We start from the raw sequence: 17,228 nt of genomic DNA, 5'->3' as shown, positions 1-17,228 counted from the left end.
ACCTGGAGCCTAAAGTAGTGTTTTAATGGCCTATAAAAGCTATTTAATTCATCATCCTTGATAAATTAAGGGTTGGCTGAGATGCTCCGTGGGAATTCTGGACACAACCTCTATTTTATCCCCCAAAGGATAGCTATTATGTAAAGGTCTATGCTGAATACGCTTGTCGATAAAACTAGAAACCTCACCAATAGAAGCTCTATGATCCTCATCCACCCCTTTACCTGGAGCTGTATATCCAGAATCACTCCACATTCTCATCACATACTTTGCGTCTTTAACTTGCTTGGAAGTAAAGGATAAAATCTGCTTATCTTTAGCTCCTGGCTGCTTCTGAACTTGAAAAAGGCGTTCAGATAAATCAGAAGTGAGACGTAAATCTAAAGAGTTCACAATGCGTTGTGCAAAACTAATGTAGTTTCCCCACGAAGTACGTTGGCTTGCTCGGTAAGCATTAGCTGTATGCGAAGGTGCACGTGTAATAGTAAAGCTAAAGCTTAAAAAAAGTCTATCTGCCAATGCCGTATGCCAGCTAATCTTATCAGGCTTATTACGAAGAGGTTGACTTTCAAAGTAGAGCCAACTCTTATCAGCCTGTTTTACCCATTGGCAATTAATAGGTCCCAAATAGTTAGGCCAGCGATACTGGGTTAAATCAAATGGATCGTCTTTCAATCCTGAGTGAAAATCATGAAGATCTTCTAACTCATAACTGCGATAAACTTCTTTTGCTAACACCCTTGTATCAAATAAACTTTCATTAACAGGGAGATCTTCTATAGAAGTAACTGCGGCAATCAGCCTAATGTCACCACCATACCCCCCTATAATGGGCATCCCCTTAAACCCCCAACAACTTGAGAACACTCTTAGATACGTAATATCTGGAAATTTGATTTTATCGTCCAAATTATCACTCGAACGGTAAGAAATTGGGCAAAAATTATTAGCCTCAAAAATATCAAACTCCTCTGGTTCTGCCTCCCATTTTTGAGCAGAGGGAAATGGGTCCGCTGGAGGAGGGACCATAAAGGTAAGTTTAGAGCCGGATAAGTTTTTCTCAATTCTTCTTGCTCGACGAAAACTGGGAGCTCGCGGAAAAGCGTCCTTTAGCAATTTCATAATATTACCTATTTTCTTAGACGAGTTCGCTGAACCAACTGCTTGAATGGATCTGTTGGACTACTATGGTAACCCTCGTTTAAACTAGGAATACTTGCTAAACTTGTTTCAGCTGCAACCTGTACACCCTTTACAGTCATTACCCCAAGAAGTAATTTAGCTGTACTGAATGAAATACCCATAGCTGTAGCAGCCGTTGCCATTCCGTAAATAGAAAATCCTCCCATTGCCACTTTTTTAGCCCCTTTGATAAACTTCAAAGTGTGATATCCAGTATCAATTAGTTTATTGATACGATCTTCCTTCGATGTATACTTTATAAATGTATTCACTGACATCACAGGTTTTGCTGTACCAATAACCGATCCGCCAGCCAATTGTGCAATACCCGGAGTGGCCTTGTACCATGTCGAATCATTAGTATTCATTCCAATTTTACGTCGTGCGTCATCTGCCAAATAGTGACTGGATGTAGCATCACTCAAAAATATTGTTTGCTTGCCATCAAGATTTATTTGTCGTAGCGCAAGTTGTTCCATTGCCTTTGTTAGAACTTTTGAACCACCCCGATGGCTAGTCCACTCTACATATAACCCTTTATCATGGGCTTCTTTCATGTATCCAGCAAGAATCCTTGCAGCCTCCATATCCTCTCTAGTGGAACTTCTTCCTAAATTTCTCACACATCGCCAGCCTGATTTAAGAGCTCCATGCTGAGGAACGTAAAAGAGGGTATATCCATTCCCTTTCAATTTTTCAAGCGCCCCTTCATCCCCTCGGGTTATATGCGAAGGCATCATATTTGCCGCATGAGCCAAGTTTTCACAATATCCATTTATACCGATTTTTAACCGTGAATCTTCCTTGCCCGTCATAGCCCCATTTGTACGTAAAAACATAGCTGGTCGTTCTTTTGGCGACCATTTACTTTCACTACGCTCAGATTCCCACTCAACTTCCCAAAGGGCAGCTCGTTGTTCCTTTTGCGCTTCCCGTCCTAATAACCGAATATCAAGAATCACAACATCAGTCTGCGGCCCACCATAGTAATTGATTAACTCATATTCAATCTCAAAACCATCTCCAACAATACAGCGGCGAGTTGCACTGCCATTCTTCAAATATGAGTTAACCGGTGCAGCCCCGCCTCTCAACCCGTTCACAGCATTAGTCAACGCTAATGCGTGATACCCCTCACTACTAGGAATACGACTGAGTTCCTGAAACCCTTCCAGCATATGATGGAGCTGGTCATTAGCCACTATCGAACGACCAGAACCAGATTGACCAAAGGTTTTAAGTCCCAAGCTCGTAGCTGATGAAGGTAAAGAGTTCATTGATCATCCTTATTCAGTAGGCGCAGTTTCTCCTGTGAAGTCAGTCACATAAAGATATTCTGCATGGTAATTTGCGCCTCAATTTACCAGTGAGACCATTCTAAGTACATTTTGAGAGAGATCACTAAAAATCGATTATATTTTGCCATTAAGTAGACCGTCTGGTCAGAGCGGCAAGATTTTGCGGGCTGTAAAATTGGTGCCAGAGTGGAATTTTACTTAAACTGCTTTTTGGTCAAAAAACCAACAGCTGTCTACTGCCGAAGTGTAATCATATGTAATCGGTTTCCTGCTATTTCTGAGAAGCACTTCCCACTGCGAGAAGTCCCTTAGCCACAAACGAGAGATTTGTACCAAATCAATAACACAAGACAACCACATTGTTCAACTGTACCTTTTCCGTAAATTCTGTCAGCAATACTGGACACACACCAAATAAGTATAACCTGCCCAAAATAAGTGGTTGAATCGAAGCGTTAAATGAATAAAGGGAGCCAATTTTACTAATTAAATGAACGTCACAAATTAAAGGTGCATTCAACAGCTTGGAGTGATGCCCTAAATTCTAGGAGGCCAGCACCCGCCTTTCCTTACTCTGGGCCCAACACCACTCGCCACCGAACTTCCCCTTCAAGGAATACCTATCTTCGGCTTGAGTGTCAGTAAAAAACAGATAGGTTAACCCTAGAGCACCGGCCCATAACAATTCTGCGGTAATTATGCCACGCACAAAAATTGAGCCGTGAGCCCAGCTTAATTATCAGTAAGCAGGTTGAATATTGAGCACAAAACCGGCAAAAGGCTGGGGATCGGTACGAATATCTTAATCACAGTGCTGAAAATGAACGGCAATCAAGTAAAGATAGGCATCTGCGTCCCCAGGTCCCCCCATCTCCACTGCGAAGTGACCAACGTGCGCATCAGGAGAGAAGAAAAGTAGCCAGTTCAAGGGGATACTAATTGGTTCTATAACGAAGGAATGTGGCCCATACGCTCGGTGCGAGCTTAACTTAATTAGATGTTAGATTTTAATTACCCCAATAGGGCCCTGTATAGCGATCGATTAAGAGTGGCGAACGGACAAAAACGGGGCTTCCTGGTCATACTTTTTATAAAACTCCATGACAAAATCAACGGCTTTCCTGAAACTATTTTCTTCTATTATTTACTACGTTTTCAATATTCAAAAATCACGCCTGATACTTTTATCGTATGGATAATTTGCATAACCCATTGTTTCGTTGATGATACTCTTAACAACCTCTTCAGAAATTACCATCTTTTTCCCTACAATTATAGGGCCTACTTAAGATGCCTCGCCAAACATAATTTTTGGAACATTTGCTAGGCATGGGCTAATCAGCACCATCGTAAATATCAAGTGAAAGCACTATCCCACAACTACCAAGTTCCAACAGTGTTTTAGGGGAAACATTCATACCCTCATTGCCCTTATCCATAAATATGCCACAGAAAAGGTCAATACTATGTTTTTGTGAGAGGTCCTCCCAAATGGAAATATTATCTGTCAAACGATCAAGAATTTACTTCACTTGTCCATCTAAGCCTTCAGGTTTGCATTCCTTTGCTGCCAAAGATCAGTGCCCACTTTTACACACATATTCTCTACCACTTCTTTTTACAACTTTTAAGTTACCTTTGGAGTACATAGTTGTACCCTCACACCCCAATATCACTGAAATCACTTGTGGTTGCAATTTATCTCCAATCAATCTCAACGTAGCTTTAGACCGACTTACCTGTGCCATTGCTATAAACACCCAAAGCTTTAATAAACGGCAGCCGGAACACAAATAGACTGCCCGAAAGGAATCTCAATTTTTTCCAGGAACGAGTCTAAGTGAACTTAATATCACAAGCTACTAATAATTCAACAAAAGTAAAATCAAGAAAGCAATAAATATAGGAAAGAATAGCAAACCAAAAATTGCCGAACGCCTGAAATTTGCTATCCTTTGCTCATCCATTGCTTCAATTTCTTCGCTGCTGAAATCAGTACCGCAAATATGGCAATCAAATCTACGCTCCTCGTGTGCAGCTCCACAGTGAGGGCAATTCGTAGTCCGTTTTTCATACAGCCATTGGACTTGATCCAGTAAATGAAACATAAGCTGAATCCCAGTATTTAAACACTATAAGTGATAGCAGTTTGTTCAATAGCACAAGCTAAATATCACACTTTCCCATAACTTAAAAGTTAGTCAGCCCGATGACTCACAGAAGTTAGCAAATAGAGGGGTTCCCAAGTCTCTTGCAGCTTGGCATTTGCTTTTTCCTATTCTGAGACCCCGTACCCCATTCCTCCATCAAACTTAACTTATCAGTCTTTCCCATTCAGGAATACTCACCTACGCTCAAATTTCAATAGGAAACAAATAGCTTGATCCCAAAGAGCACTACCGGCGCACGTCTAACAGTTTGAGAGCATGCCTCAGTCAAGACAATAGAGATGAAAAGAAGTCACGTTAGGCATTGGCATCTCCAACCCCCTCCGTGTCCAAAGAAAAGAGATCTATGTTCATATCAGAATCGACCAAATATTAGACAATTGGACGTTAAAGGCAAGTTCCCCAAGAAAGGAGGCCCTACCCCCCCCTCTGGTGAAATTAAACTTTGCTTGGTAACAAGATACGATTATCTGTACAAAAACTGCACAGCCTTGTCAGTCATGCATTAATGCTTACTCAGGCATTACTTTTGTATAAACCTGGAGCATCGATTGAACTAGGTTTGATGTTAATTCCTTTGATTAATAACCATAGCCCAAATGTGATTTCAAAAAACGCGCCTGGAAGCATGAAGTGTTTCAGTATTTGGGGCGGCTCGAGTAACAAAATATTTGAAAACCCATAAACCACCATCGACATATAAGTGAAAGCCCCCCAAAGAACCAACCACTTAGGCACGTAATTTGAAACGTAAAATAAGTACATGAAAATAGTCGCGCCTATGCCCATTATGATTAAAAGAACATCCCACATCGAACCACTCATATTCACAAATATACTCGCTAACGCATGTAGCTGCTCTTCTTGAAATGTATTCGAATATTCCTGGTTTCTTAAAACTACTATAACCGTCAATGTAATAATTGTTGCTACAAAGCCAAGAAGCCCTTCTCCAAACCTGAAAAGCAATGCCAAAAAAGCAACATTTTTGTTGATTGTTTTTGTAACCAAGTACTGCGCCCAAGATGCCCAAATAACAGCGATAAACATAATTATATCTATAATCTGAGCGAACCTGAATCTCACCTCTGTCTCAGCAAAAGCCCCAAAATCATATATTCCTTTCTTGACAAGTAATGAATTGAGCATCCCTAAAACGATATAAATTAAGTATGCAGCACCTAGATGCTTCGCATATAGGCTAAGTGATGATTGTGTATTATCCATCAGTAATTATCCTTTGGCTCTCGCATACGACGAAAGTCCTAATCTTTATTTCAGGTGCGAAGCTGGCGCCACCTGAATATAGTAGTTAGAGTTCTTGCTACAGTGTGCCAATACTGCTTAAAAATGACGTTAGCTGAGTTGCGGAATCCTTTAATGACTCGGCTACGGCAGCGATCTCTGCCTTCTTTATGGTTTCATTGAAATTAGTATCACCGAGTTCTTTGCGGGCAGAGAATTCGTTACTTGACACAACCGTAAATGGCACTATACCCGACCGAACATCAAGTAAGACTACTTCCACTGAACAGTATGCCTTTGTTTCATTCGGATCAATAAACTTATACTTCTCAAAAGTACGGCAACTTGAACGGTAGGCTAATAGTAAATCAGCTTGGTAGCGTGCAGCAGCTTCTCGAAGATAAGGCACTGTACGTTGCTCTGGAACGAGCATGCTTGGTAAGAATGAAGCATCGTAAACCCTTTCAGACTCTCTCAACTGCCCTACAAAGTCCCTAGCAATAGTTTCATTTAGTTGCGTAAAATCATTAGAGTAATGGCGCCAGTAGCTATCATTGGACAACTTGAGTATTGCAATTCTATTTTGTGCAGGAAGCTTTAACTCATAGTTGAGGATGCGGTCTATGTCTATATCCCCTAACGATTCACCAGTGGAGCCAAATAGAGGCTCATTATTCGCTTCATTACCCCCAGCCTTATAGTAATCGCTTGGTCGATGAGATGTAGCTACAGTAGCGCAACCTGTAACAAGTATCGCAATTATAACTATCAAGTACTTTGTCATTTGTAATCCTTAGGTGGCAATTATTAACTCTTAATAGTTTATTCAAGTACAGCATCTATATATCACGCTTCTCTAGAATTCCAAAGCTAGCCCAATGAGATAAAATCAGGAGGAGCAAAGAATAGCCTTTAACTGGTACAAATGTTCAACACAAAATATAGATTGAGACATCCATAATCCTGAGACCACCCAACTTTATATCTTATGATGACGCTCAACGAGTTATGGAAAGACTCGTCCTATCCAAGAAACAACGGTAGCTGCGCTTATATTCTGATGATAAAACCACCTAAAAGACGTCTTTTAGCACTTCAAATATGAATTCCTTTCCTATTCCGTAACCAAGAATCACCTACTAAACCACCCCATTAAGATTATCTCATATACCAGATTTGGAGGCTGCTATTCAGTAAACCCGATATCAGAAATAAATAATAGAACTACATTCTATCGTTTTATAATTTTATTAACCACTTACAGAAAAGCTGCTCTTTTTCTCATCTCGTGACTGCCGTTAGATTTGGTTAAGTCAATTACGGCGAGCATATCTTCTCCATCATCATCCATTCCGACCTCAACAAAGCCGAAACTAGAATAAAAAGCTTTTGCAACGGGATTATTAGGGTTATAACAAATTTCAATCTCTTGAAGTCCCGGGACGTCCTGAATTTCTCCTAAAGCAAGATCCAGAGCTATGCGACCAATACCTTTTTGTTGGTAATTTTGATCAATCATAAACCGCCAGATTGAGATTTTTTCTAAGCTTTCTTGTACCCACATTAGAAATCCAACGGCTTCATTGTCCAAGTAAATAGCACGAGTTTCATAGCCTTCGTTAAACATCGATTCAACTAGTGACCACATATTGCAGGCAACGTAATCTTCTTGATCCGGTGCAACATCAAGATCACATACTGCTTCATAATTCTGTTTGGTAATCTGACGAAGTGATACTTCCATGGTCTAACCTTAAAGATCTAATAATCAATCGACAAGTAACACCTATATATCACACTTCTCTATATTTCCTAAGCTTATCAGCCTGATCGGAAAAAAAGAGACAAATGATAAAGAAGCTACCGTTAGGTGGCACTAGCAATCAAAGCAAGATGTAGAGCAGCGTCTATTGAATTTTGATATTCATATCGTAGCGTAATCAACGAAACAGCTTTTACCCATATTTTTGAGGTATTTTAGCCCCCCTCTAATCCACACCGGTAAACCCAGCTACTCCGTTTCCAAAAGCCGCCTTCCAAGCTTGTCTTTCAAAGATTCTGTACCCATAGATTGCATATCAGTAAAAAAATATGCTGACCTAAGAGATCCGAACTTACGAAATCTAAGATTTGGAATCAATCTGTCAATCAAAGTACTATTGGTGGATGGATGCCAATTAAAGATAGGCATCCACGCTTCACCACCGTCATCAAACGGATAGAATCTTACTGCACATATAAATGAAGTATTAAGGGAACAGCCTCACCAAAGGAGGCCTAGTGCAGCTTTTTCTTAAGAGGTTTAACTTTATGCGATAACAAGTAACAACGAGCTTCGATTATTTCGCTCTCGCACAGATCAGATCCGCCAAAGCCTCATCTGAATTTGCTTGCTGGAGAGTCACTCCCGCATGTATAAAGCTTCAATAGTACTTTCCCCCAAAGAGTTAGCCTTAACTATATAGCCAGTTAGTGCCCCTGATACATCGCTAGGTAAATCTAGTTTCTTTGATAGCGCAAAAACGGTAAACTGATACCGATGCGCACCATGCCCTTTCGGTGGGCAAGCACCACCATAACCTCTTACTCCATAATCATTTACTATTTGTACACTACCTTGTGGAGTGCGATTTTTTCTGAGTTTCCTGCGCCAGCTTCCAGTGAACTTATATTTTTGGGAATATTTACAATTTGCCAATGCCACCAACCACTGCCTGTTGGTGCATCAGGATCATATGCAAAAACAGCAAAAGCTTCTGTCCCCTTTGGGGCATTTGCCCAAGATAATTGGGGTGAAATATTATTACCAGTGCAACCGAACCCCTGGAACTCATGCTCTTTACTCATATACTTTCCAGTATCTATATCATTACTCGAGAGCAAAAATGATTCTGCAGAGGCTACGCCGGATATAAGCACTGTAAAGACGGCACATTTAATTTTACTAATTAGGCTAAACATATTTACTCCAAACATATTAAAAATGATTACTTATCATAGGAGCATTATGTTCAGAGTAATATATCAAAAACAGGCAAACTTTCGCCTCAAACGTTCACTCGTGTTTTTCTCAGCTCTATAGGAGTTATACCAAAAGATCTTTTAAACTTATCTGAAAATCTAGACTGGGATTTATAGCCACATCTTTCTGATATACGGCCTACTGGCTCAAAAGTCGTTTGAAGTAAGTGCAACCCCAATCCAAGCCTGATGTCATCTATAATGACTTTAATGCTCGTACCTTCGCTATTTAACTTTCTTCTTAATGTTGACTCACTCATTGACAATTTTGAAGCCAACATATCCACTCTTAAGTCCGCAGCTGGGTTTTCACTGATAATTTTATATAATTTTTGGCTTACACTTGCCAATTCAAAAACAGAAGCTACTTCCTGGTATCCCAAATAGAGTAATGTTTGTAATATTTCCTGTCTTCGAATATGCCATAGATCAAAAGGAACGGAAGAACTCCATTCCATAAACTGATGAAGGGCTAACTCTAAAGTAGAATCTATATCTCCCGTAAAATATTTTTCTTCTTTGTTTCTTACAGGCGTTAATCTATCGAAATCATTGTATTCAAACTCAATAAGCAATGCGAAGTATTCTGAATCACCTGGGATATTTCGCATATCAATTTTAGGGCTATTAGATAAAAATATAAACTCCCCTGTTGAGCAACTCTTTTGCCTGTCACCACCCATCTCTTTGCATCCATCAAGCACACATATCAAGGTCGGATTTACAATAGGAGCACTAAAAATATTTTGTTCTCTATATGAGGAATATACTGAAAAAGGTAAGTTCTTACTCCCCTTTAGTATCTGCTTTGCTAATTGCTTAAGTTCATGCATAAGCTGATTGAGCCCAATAGTAAATTCAAAAGCAGAGTTTATATAGCACGATTATCAATAATTACAAAATATGCCTACCCAATCGCACACAATAAAATCGCCCAGATCACAACCATCAAAAACGCATTAGTAGCGATTTCGAAATGAGACCTCCCTATTCTCCGCTTACTATCTTCCAGGTACACCTATTGCATACGTACCAAGCTTGTCTGTCAAAGCAAGATCAATTGTATGCTGGAGCAGCATCCGGTATCGAATACTTTGGTACAAAGCAGCGAACTAGTAAAAGCTGAAGAGTCGGTACAAATGTATCTGTCATAGAGCAGAAATTCAATAGAAATCAAGTAATAGTATACAACCACGCCCCACAATTCCCTGCTGGTCCAAAGTGAAGATATCTGCGAATTTACCAAATGAGACCAAATAATAGCTAACACGAGGCATCTGTGAACAGATGTCATATATAAGGATGTAGTCGAGACCAGGCTAGAGACTAAGTATTGCTAGACACAACTGTCCAGGTACAGGATCCCCTTTCTATCAGTAGAAAAGATTATATAGCTCACTCCAGCCTCAAAATCATATTTGCAAGAGTAAATATTACCAGAAGTAACTAGCTTCTTACCTGCGATATTTCCCTTTATTGACTCTTCAACATCGAAAAAATGTGTACTTCTGAAACATGTCCGCCCTAACCACTACCCTCTGCGATTACTTCTGTTCCAATACTCTCAGCGCTACCTATAAAAATGATTCTGCTTCTATCAACAACAAACTCTATTTCATTCACCTGAACTACCTTGTCATGGAACGATATCCAACAACTCGTAGAAATAGGCATCAAGTGAAATTGCCAAAGCGAATAAAGCTAGTATATATTTCATGTATTATTACTTTAACCTTAAGTAAGCTGTATAACTTACGTTAGCAGCAATAAACTAAAAGAATTACTCATAAAATTTACCACGTTTGAGAAATATATTTAAAGCATGCTTTGACTCAAAAAGCAGATCACACCACTCTTGAGAGGACGGTTTCGAATCTGGCTGAACTCTCTCCCAGAATTTATTTACAGCTAATAAAGATTCAATTTCTTCTCTCACAAATACCTCTTTATCAAATTGAATTATTGAATTAGCATCAAACCAATCACTCCAGAACTCAAGGTTAGCGATTGCAACATCAAATCTAAATTCATCTGAGAAAAGTTCTAGAACCTCTATGATCCTATTCCTGACTCTTTTCTCTATACAATTCTTCTCTTCAGGTTTCATATTTGAGATATCTTATTCTCGCCTTATGCATAACGTCGCGCTAGACGACAGAAGCTAAGCCGACTTGAACTCCTTTTTATATTTTTGTACTCATTAAGTATTCTGGATGACCAGTATGCTCATCTCTTTGTTCTTTTACTACTTTAAATTCTTGAGACAAGTAAAACTGATAGCTAGAAACGTTCTCTTTGTAAACAGAAAGTATCAGCCTATCTCTTTTTGACTTTGCATGGTTAAGGAGCTGTTTGCCTACTCCTCTTCCCTGTAGAGAGGGAGAAACAAATATAGCTGCAAGCGTATCGCCACTAAGTGAGTAAAAGCCTACTGCTTTACTTTCCATCTCATAAACATATGTCTCCGATGTAGGAATGTAAACATCTCTCATATCACTTAACTGTGCCTCCCAGAAATCTGAAGGTATGAAATCATGAGCTTGAATAGAAGCTTGCAACCAAATATCCAATATGGTAGGCAGATCGTTACGGTTATATAACCTAATCATTTTGATAAATTCGCAGTAAATTCGATAATATTGCTTTTATTTCAACAACAATCTCAGTAAGGATAGTCGCATGAGTGAGTTTCTATTTAACAACGCTCTTTAAATAGCCCTGCCATCTAGTGATTTGTAAAAATGCATAAAAGCCCCTGAGGGGCACTTCGCAAAATTGATGAGTTTGTATTTTGATGAAATTTCACCACTTTCGAACAGTCGCTTTCCTTCTCCAACAACTACTGGAAACGTCCAAAGCCTAAGCTCATCTACCAAGTTATGCTTTAGAAGTGACTGCACCAACTGCCAACGTCCATGAACTTGTAGTAAAGGCCCATTCATTTTCTTAATTTTGGTTATCTCGACGACCGCATCTGCCCCCTTTAGCTTGAATGAATTATTCCATGTGAGATCATCACTACCTGATGTTACGACATACTTTTTTGCTTGATTAAGTTTGTCTGCAGCTGGGTTTCCAGGTTTGGCATTTGAAAAACTTGTGGCAAATAAATTGTACGTATTACGTCCTAATAGCAGATCATAAGGTTCCGCCATGGCCTCCCTTCCGACTTGCTCCATGACTTCATCCCAATAATCCTTGGCCCAGCCTCCATGACTAAAGCCACCTGAAAAATCTTCCTCAGGCAAACTCGGTGCTTGCATTACTCCGTCAAGTGTTTGAAATACTAATATGGCTAAGTTTCTCATTGGTTGATTCTCGCGAAAGAGATGAATAATTTGTGCCGAATAACGCCAATCTCAGCTATATAGGCACGAATATGCCGGAAGCGAGTATAGCGCTGGATTATAAAGACCACTAACAACTAGAAAAAGAAACACGGCAAGCATTTACCATACATGAGTTCAATAGCGACATGAATCACAAACACAAGTAGTAACGCAGCGATAGCTTACCTTATACAGCTAATGTCTTAAGCCTGAGTACATTTATGCAGCACCTTGCTTTTGCTTATTAGGCCAGTTCTTTGAAAGGAAGCGAAATACAAATACTGCACCTATAAAATTGATTATACTAGCAATAAAAATACCAATCTCATCGTCTACGCTCTCAGAACAGTTCTCGAAGCAACCTCCATATGAAAATGCGAGCAAAGCAGAACAAGCGGCAATTGTGATACTTAAATAAACACCAACCGAAAAACGGGCGAGTTTAGAGAATTTTGACAATCCCTTCAGTCCTATCGGAGAAAAAAGCGTAGCTAACAGCAACGCTCCTAAAGACGGGAAATATATATACGAAATTATGTGGTCTAGAAATTCCTTATTCATATAGTCCTCTTACAACCGTTAACTAAAAAGCAGTATCTATATACCAAGCCTACCTATAATTCTAAAGCTTCTCGTCCCTGCAGTAAAAAGAGTGAAAGATAAAGGGATCGTATTAAGTCGGTACCTATGTTTACCAACAGAAACGAGCTATCTCTCTCCAATTTTTACACATACCCACTCTTTACTTTGAGAGTCAACAAGTAAGATATATACCTTATTTAAGGAGCTAAAGCAGGCCTCCCCTATGGATGTAAAAATTAAGTAAGAACAAGTTTTGTGTAACACTCAACCGTACTAACTTGGAAAGAGACTGGAATGAGAAACCACAAAATGGAAGAATCCATATCAACCGACTGTTAACCAAGCTTCAAAAACACAAACCCTCATGATTTCCTACCTGAGATTAGCACAACCTCATCGTTTCCATCAATCCAGTTCAGCATACCATTAATCGAGAGGAACAATAAAAACTCCACTTCTATTTCTTCACTATAAAATGACAGCACCTTCCCTAACAGCCCCTTAACCTAATATATGAAATATAAATAGAAAGTAAAGATTATAAATGCAAGAGAAGTATCAACTACTTTTAGTTCTAACCCACTCTCTTTCCAGGTATTTTTTTAACCAGGAAATTAAAAAGGAATTGAGTTTTATATTGCATTTTAAATACTACAACTGATGAAAAAAATGCTACCAAAATGGCACCTAGTATATCTAAAGGATAGTGAACACCAACAAAAACTCTGGATAAGCCACTGACAACACTCAACAGGCACAAAACAGCACCGATTACCCTAGTTGATTTGTTAAATAGAAGTACTATAGCTATCGAAAAAATAAATGTAGTATGGTCTGAAGGAAATGAAGAGTCAGGCGCATGATCTACTAATTGCGTACCTAGATTATTCACAAATGGACGAGAATGATAGTAAAAAATGGAAATAATATAGCTCATTAACATACCGAGCAACACAGACAAACCGCAATTTATGCTGGACCTTTTTCTTTCTATACTAGGATCAAACCATAGATGGAGCATCACAAGCATAAAAATATAAGGCATGGCCTCTGCTGCAGCTATTAAAACAGTATCTAAAATGTCACTTTTTCCTGCAAATTGATTAATAAGAACAAAAGTTGTTTCGTTGAACTTTTCCATTTAACAAACTCTGAATTCTTTCTAAACCTTAACATTAAGCCTTTATCCAGGCGAAACTGTAGTGGTCTAATCCTTCCGGACACTTCGCTAAGATGGTAAAACTACCAAGCGAGGTGAAGTATGACAACAAAAGGTACACGTAGGCATTTCAAGCCGGAATTTAAGAAAGACGCCGTAGCGCTAGTCTCTGAGCAAGGGTATTCAATTTCTAAAGCAGCAGAGGCAGTAGGAACAACAGCCAATAATCTGCGACGCTGGATAAAGGAACTGAAGCAGGAAGAAGACGGTGTAAGGTTGGATGTAGGTGAGCGCGCAGAATTAGAGCGATTACGACGTGAAAATAAGCAGTTGCGGATGGAGAAAGAAATCCTAAAAAAGGCCAGCGCCTTCTTTGCGAAAGAAATGAAATAAAGTACAGCTTTATTGAAAAACAGCAAGGCAGCTTTCCTGTTAGGGTGCTCTGCCGGGTAATGCAGGTAAGTAAGACTGGTTATTACGATTGGTGTTGCCGTGGTAATAGCTCAATAGATGCTCAAACATGGCAACTATGCCATCGTTTGAAGGCCCTATTTGCAGAATCTAGACAGAGCCTCGGAAGTCGTCGGTTAATGAAGCTGTTACGTAAAGAAGGTTTTGAAGTCGGGCGCTATCGAGTCCGCAAGCTCATGAAAAAGCTAGGCTTGGCAGTAAAGCGCAAGAAGCGATTTACACTGACGACAGACAGTAAACATCACCTGCCGGTCGCAGAGAACCTTCTGAATAGGGAGTTCTCACCGAGTGCTAAAAATCAAGTTTGGACGACTGATATTACATATATTTGGACTTCGCAGGGCTGGTTGTACTTGGCGGTAGTGATTGATCTCTATTCGCGCCGGATTATTGGTTGGCATCTAGATCGGAAGATGGAAACGGCCCTGGTAACTCGTGCGTTGATGATGGCTGTCAATTTGCGTTCGCCCCCAAAAGGTCTCCTGCATCACTCTGATCGTGGCAGTCAGTATGCCAGCCATACCTACCAAACGTTATTGAGTCAGCATGGGATGGTGTGTTCAATGAGCCGTAAGGGAAATTGTTGGGACAACGCACCGACTGAACGTTTCTTCAGCAGCCTGAAGCGGGAGTGGGTAACAGGAAACCTTTATCCGACAAGGGAGGATGCGGTAGCGGATGTAAGAGCCTATATTGCTTATTACAACTCACGCAGAATACACACAACACTGGGAGACCTAGCCCCTATCGAATTTGAGAAATGTGCTTAAAGAAGCGTCCGGTTGGAGTTGACCACAACAAACAACGTGTATCCAGAATTGTACAGGCAGTAGCTTTTAGGCTGGAATCCATTAGTGTATGTTGACAACTGCTTTTGTACCAGGAAGGCATAGTACTGTAATAGACTTTCGCCTCTATAGTGCTCTAGTTATTCAAATAAACAAAACAGAATTTAGCCGTCCATTTTCATTTATTAAGCTCATTCTTGAATCTTGTAGGAGAACAATTCTTCCAGCGCTTTAGCTTTGCCTGAGTATTGGTACGCCCGTAATATTGTTGTTGCAGGCTCATCAAAATCAGGTTCTGAGTACGCTTCCAGTACTCGATGGTTGTATGTGCACCCCTGACCGTCCATATCAAACCTTATCTTGGCGTATCCCTAAATTCTCTTACTAAGTAAATCTGCCAAATAATTGGGCTCTGTAACAAACCTCGTCCTCTTGACAGTGAGGAGCTTTGAGAATGAGTTTTGCACAAAAGCCACTCTCTGCAGAGAGAACTGGAAGTTATCAATTTCCACTGTCTGTGTCCGTTGCTGTAGTTACCTTCTATTGCGCTAAGTAATGCACAATATCCTTCGCATATACGAATTTGCCTCTTCTTTTTTCCATTTCGAAAAGTGGAGATCGCCGTTGCTACCGATTTTGAGTGGGAACTAAAAAACTAGGTAAGAAGTTCATTAATCGGTAGAAAGCAAGATACCGGACACCAAACGCGTCATTCAATATCCATAATACGGGATCTCGAATCCAATGTGTGCCGCCGTCTATTTCAGAAATCTTGTAAGCATGGCATAGACCTTCCCCGAGACCAATCCTAAGAACTCCCTTTCAAATCGAAAACGTAGTCAGAACCAGTAACCTAGCGCCTCTCTCAGGCCTACTTTTGTTGCTACGAGAAGCCAAACTTAGCAACTAATATAATTATCATCTGGAGTGCTAGTGAGAGATTTTAGAATTGTTGGAAAGGTTATCTTCACTCATCTTTTATAGCGCCATCTCTGAATCACTGTCCGAATCGATTATCGAATAATTTCTCAACACTCGTGTCAAAAGCAAGAATACGTCACTTGTCGACAAGAAAGACATCCAACGAAAGGCTATTTAAAAGGCGCTCACCATCAAAGCAGCCATGCAGCCATGCAGCCATGCAGCCATGCAGCCATGCAGCCATGCAGCCATGCAGCCATGCAGCCATGCAGCCATGCAGCCATGCAGCCATGCAGCCATGCAGCCATGCAGCAAGGGTACATATCAGACGGCCCCAAGATCAACTGAAGTTTCTGCATCGATTTCAGCTCAAAAGAATTCATTTGAATACATCAGATCCCCAGTTTGATCTTAGTCCCCATAAGATTGTTCAGTTACATCAGCAAACCCTGCAGAATAAAGCAGCACAAGCAGACAAGTTTTAACAGTGCATTTGCAGTACACACTTGTGTGCACCGGACGGATTTGCGCACTGTGCTAGCTTGCCATACCTGAAGGGGGAGTGCCAACTTGATTTAAATAACCTACTGGCAAACTTGTGCAAAAAAGGCGCTTGACGCGCCTTAAGTTCCATCTGACCCGATGGATTTATAAAATGGTATAACTTCAAGGCCATGTTCTACAACTCAAAGGATTAGACATCTCCTGAAAGCCCCAACTTTTAATTATATAACTTTCACTATCTACCACTACATAGATAAGGCACTTTCCGACCCAATCCTTATTATGAAAATTGGGCAGGACCTCTTGAACACTTAAATGATAAACAAAATCTCCTTGAGCATTCTTTGTGATTTCCGTAAGACCTTGTCCTGATATAAGAAAGTCGGCTCTTATTAACTTTCCTGAATTTTCATATTTAAATGGCTCCGTGTAATCCATAACCGAACCAACCTCTGCATCTCTGTATCGTTTAAAATCATCATGCCCGACACTATAGCACCCTGACAAAATCGCCAAAAATAGAATGAAAATAGAAAAAAAATAATACTTACGTTTCATAA

The 17,228-nt window shown here is 40.0% G+C and carries 19 protein-coding genes; 2 read left to right on the top strand and 17 right to left on the bottom strand.

Features of this window, described 5'->3' with window-relative positions; genetic code table 11:
- Window positions 1-51 precede the first annotated feature (51 nt).
- Window positions 52-1,122 (bottom strand): immunoglobulin domain-containing protein, encoded by a 1,071-nt coding sequence (locus ACJJI8_RS16400; protein WP_444933035.1) that lies wholly within the window; start codon window positions 1,120-1,122, stop codon window positions 52-54.
- Window positions 1,123-1,130: 8 nt separating this feature from the next.
- Complete coding sequence (locus tag ACJJI8_RS16395) at window positions 1,131-2,459, bottom strand: hypothetical protein (RefSeq protein WP_444913605.1); 1,329 nt, start codon at window positions 2,457-2,459, stop codon at window positions 1,131-1,133.
- 772 nt (window positions 2,460-3,231) lie between these two features.
- On the opposite strand from ACJJI8_RS16395, the gene ACJJI8_RS16390 reads away from it, so the two are divergent.
- Entirely contained in the window at window positions 3,232-3,399 is a 168-nt protein-coding gene (locus tag ACJJI8_RS16390; RefSeq protein WP_444917004.1) for a carbon storage regulator, read from the top strand.
- Between the two features lie 415 nt (window positions 3,400-3,814).
- Here the strand turns inward: ACJJI8_RS16390 and ACJJI8_RS23145 are convergent, their stop codons facing one another.
- The 13 genes from ACJJI8_RS23145 to ACJJI8_RS16330 all read right to left on the bottom strand — a co-directional run bounded on the left by ACJJI8_RS23145 (window position 3,815) and on the right by ACJJI8_RS16330 (window position 13,966).
- Window positions 3,815-3,991 carry a DUF4279 domain-containing protein gene (locus ACJJI8_RS23145; protein WP_507021829.1) on the bottom strand — a complete coding sequence of 59 codons (177 nt, stop codon included), beginning with the start codon at window positions 3,989-3,991 and terminating at the stop codon, window positions 3,815-3,817.
- A 351-nt stretch (window positions 3,992-4,342) separates the two neighbouring features.
- Window positions 4,343-4,588, bottom strand: coding sequence for a hypothetical protein (locus tag ACJJI8_RS16385; protein WP_444917002.1), 246 nt, complete (start codon window positions 4,586-4,588; stop codon window positions 4,343-4,345).
- 576 nt (window positions 4,589-5,164) lie between these two features.
- Window positions 5,165-5,875 (bottom strand): DUF4386 domain-containing protein, encoded by a 711-nt coding sequence (locus tag ACJJI8_RS16380; protein WP_444933034.1) that lies wholly within the window; start codon window positions 5,873-5,875, stop codon window positions 5,165-5,167.
- 97 nt (window positions 5,876-5,972) lie between these two features.
- Window positions 5,973-6,677, bottom strand: a complete 705-nt coding sequence (locus tag ACJJI8_RS16375) for a hypothetical protein (RefSeq protein ID WP_444913601.1) — start codon at window positions 6,675-6,677, stop codon at window positions 5,973-5,975.
- 474 nt (window positions 6,678-7,151) lie between these two features.
- Entirely contained in the window at window positions 7,152-7,637 is a 486-nt protein-coding gene (locus ACJJI8_RS16370) for a GNAT family N-acetyltransferase (RefSeq protein WP_444933033.1), read from the bottom strand.
- Between the two features lie 657 nt (window positions 7,638-8,294).
- On the bottom strand, window positions 8,295-8,597 hold the full coding sequence (locus ACJJI8_RS16365) for a YbhB/YbcL family Raf kinase inhibitor-like protein (protein WP_444933032.1): 303 nt from the start codon (window positions 8,595-8,597) through the stop codon (window positions 8,295-8,297).
- On the bottom strand, window positions 8,495-8,854 hold the full coding sequence (locus ACJJI8_RS16360; RefSeq protein WP_444933031.1) for a YbhB/YbcL family Raf kinase inhibitor-like protein: 360 nt from the start codon (window positions 8,852-8,854) through the stop codon (window positions 8,495-8,497). The genes ACJJI8_RS16365 and ACJJI8_RS16360 overlap by 103 nt, the downstream gene beginning before the upstream one ends.
- Before the next feature lie 86 nt (window positions 8,855-8,940).
- The gene (locus tag ACJJI8_RS16355) at window positions 8,941-9,747 is read right to left on the bottom strand and encodes an AraC family transcriptional regulator (protein WP_444933030.1); all 807 of its coding nucleotides are present in this window, start codon (window positions 9,745-9,747) and stop codon (window positions 8,941-8,943) included.
- Between the two features lie 947 nt (window positions 9,748-10,694).
- Complete coding sequence (locus ACJJI8_RS16350) at window positions 10,695-11,021, bottom strand: hypothetical protein (protein ID WP_444897070.1); 327 nt, start codon at window positions 11,019-11,021, stop codon at window positions 10,695-10,697.
- A 76-nt stretch (window positions 11,022-11,097) separates the two neighbouring features.
- Entirely contained in the window at window positions 11,098-11,523 is a 426-nt protein-coding gene (locus ACJJI8_RS16345) for an N-acetyltransferase (RefSeq protein ID WP_444933029.1), read from the bottom strand.
- 99 nt (window positions 11,524-11,622) lie between these two features.
- A complete protein-coding gene (locus ACJJI8_RS16340; protein WP_444933028.1) occupies window positions 11,623-12,222 on the bottom strand; it encodes a dihydrofolate reductase family protein in 600 nt (199 codons plus the stop codon).
- Window positions 12,223-12,462: 240 nt separating this feature from the next.
- Complete coding sequence (locus tag ACJJI8_RS16335; protein WP_444933027.1) at window positions 12,463-12,804, bottom strand: hypothetical protein; 342 nt, start codon at window positions 12,802-12,804, stop codon at window positions 12,463-12,465.
- A gap of 595 nt (window positions 12,805-13,399) precedes the next feature.
- Window positions 13,400-13,966, bottom strand: coding sequence for an undecaprenyl-diphosphatase (locus tag ACJJI8_RS16330; RefSeq protein WP_444933026.1), 567 nt, complete (start codon window positions 13,964-13,966; stop codon window positions 13,400-13,402).
- A gap of 120 nt (window positions 13,967-14,086) precedes the next feature.
- On the opposite strand from ACJJI8_RS16330, the gene ACJJI8_RS16325 reads away from it, so the two are divergent.
- A protein-coding gene (locus tag ACJJI8_RS16325) for an IS3 family transposase (protein ID WP_444933025.1) occupies window positions 14,087-15,225 on the top strand; the annotation gives its coding sequence in 2 pieces (ribosomal slippage) (window positions 14,087-14,336 and window positions 14,336-15,225; 1,140 coding nt in all).
- 1,075 nt (window positions 15,226-16,300) lie between these two features.
- On the opposite strand, the gene ACJJI8_RS16320 is transcribed toward ACJJI8_RS16325, so the two are convergent.
- Window positions 16,301-16,456, bottom strand: a complete 156-nt coding sequence (locus ACJJI8_RS16320; protein ID WP_444933024.1) for a hypothetical protein — start codon at window positions 16,454-16,456, stop codon at window positions 16,301-16,303.
- 374 nt (window positions 16,457-16,830) lie between these two features.
- Window positions 16,831-17,226, bottom strand: coding sequence for a hypothetical protein (locus tag ACJJI8_RS16315; RefSeq protein WP_444933023.1), 396 nt, complete (start codon window positions 17,224-17,226; stop codon window positions 16,831-16,833).
- Window positions 17,227-17,228: the final 2 nt, after the last annotated feature.

Source organism: Microbulbifer maximicatervae (SeqCode), assembly GCF_052467695.1.
The sequence above is the reverse complement of the archived record's forward strand: the minus strand, read 5'-3'. Positions and strand labels throughout refer to the sequence as shown.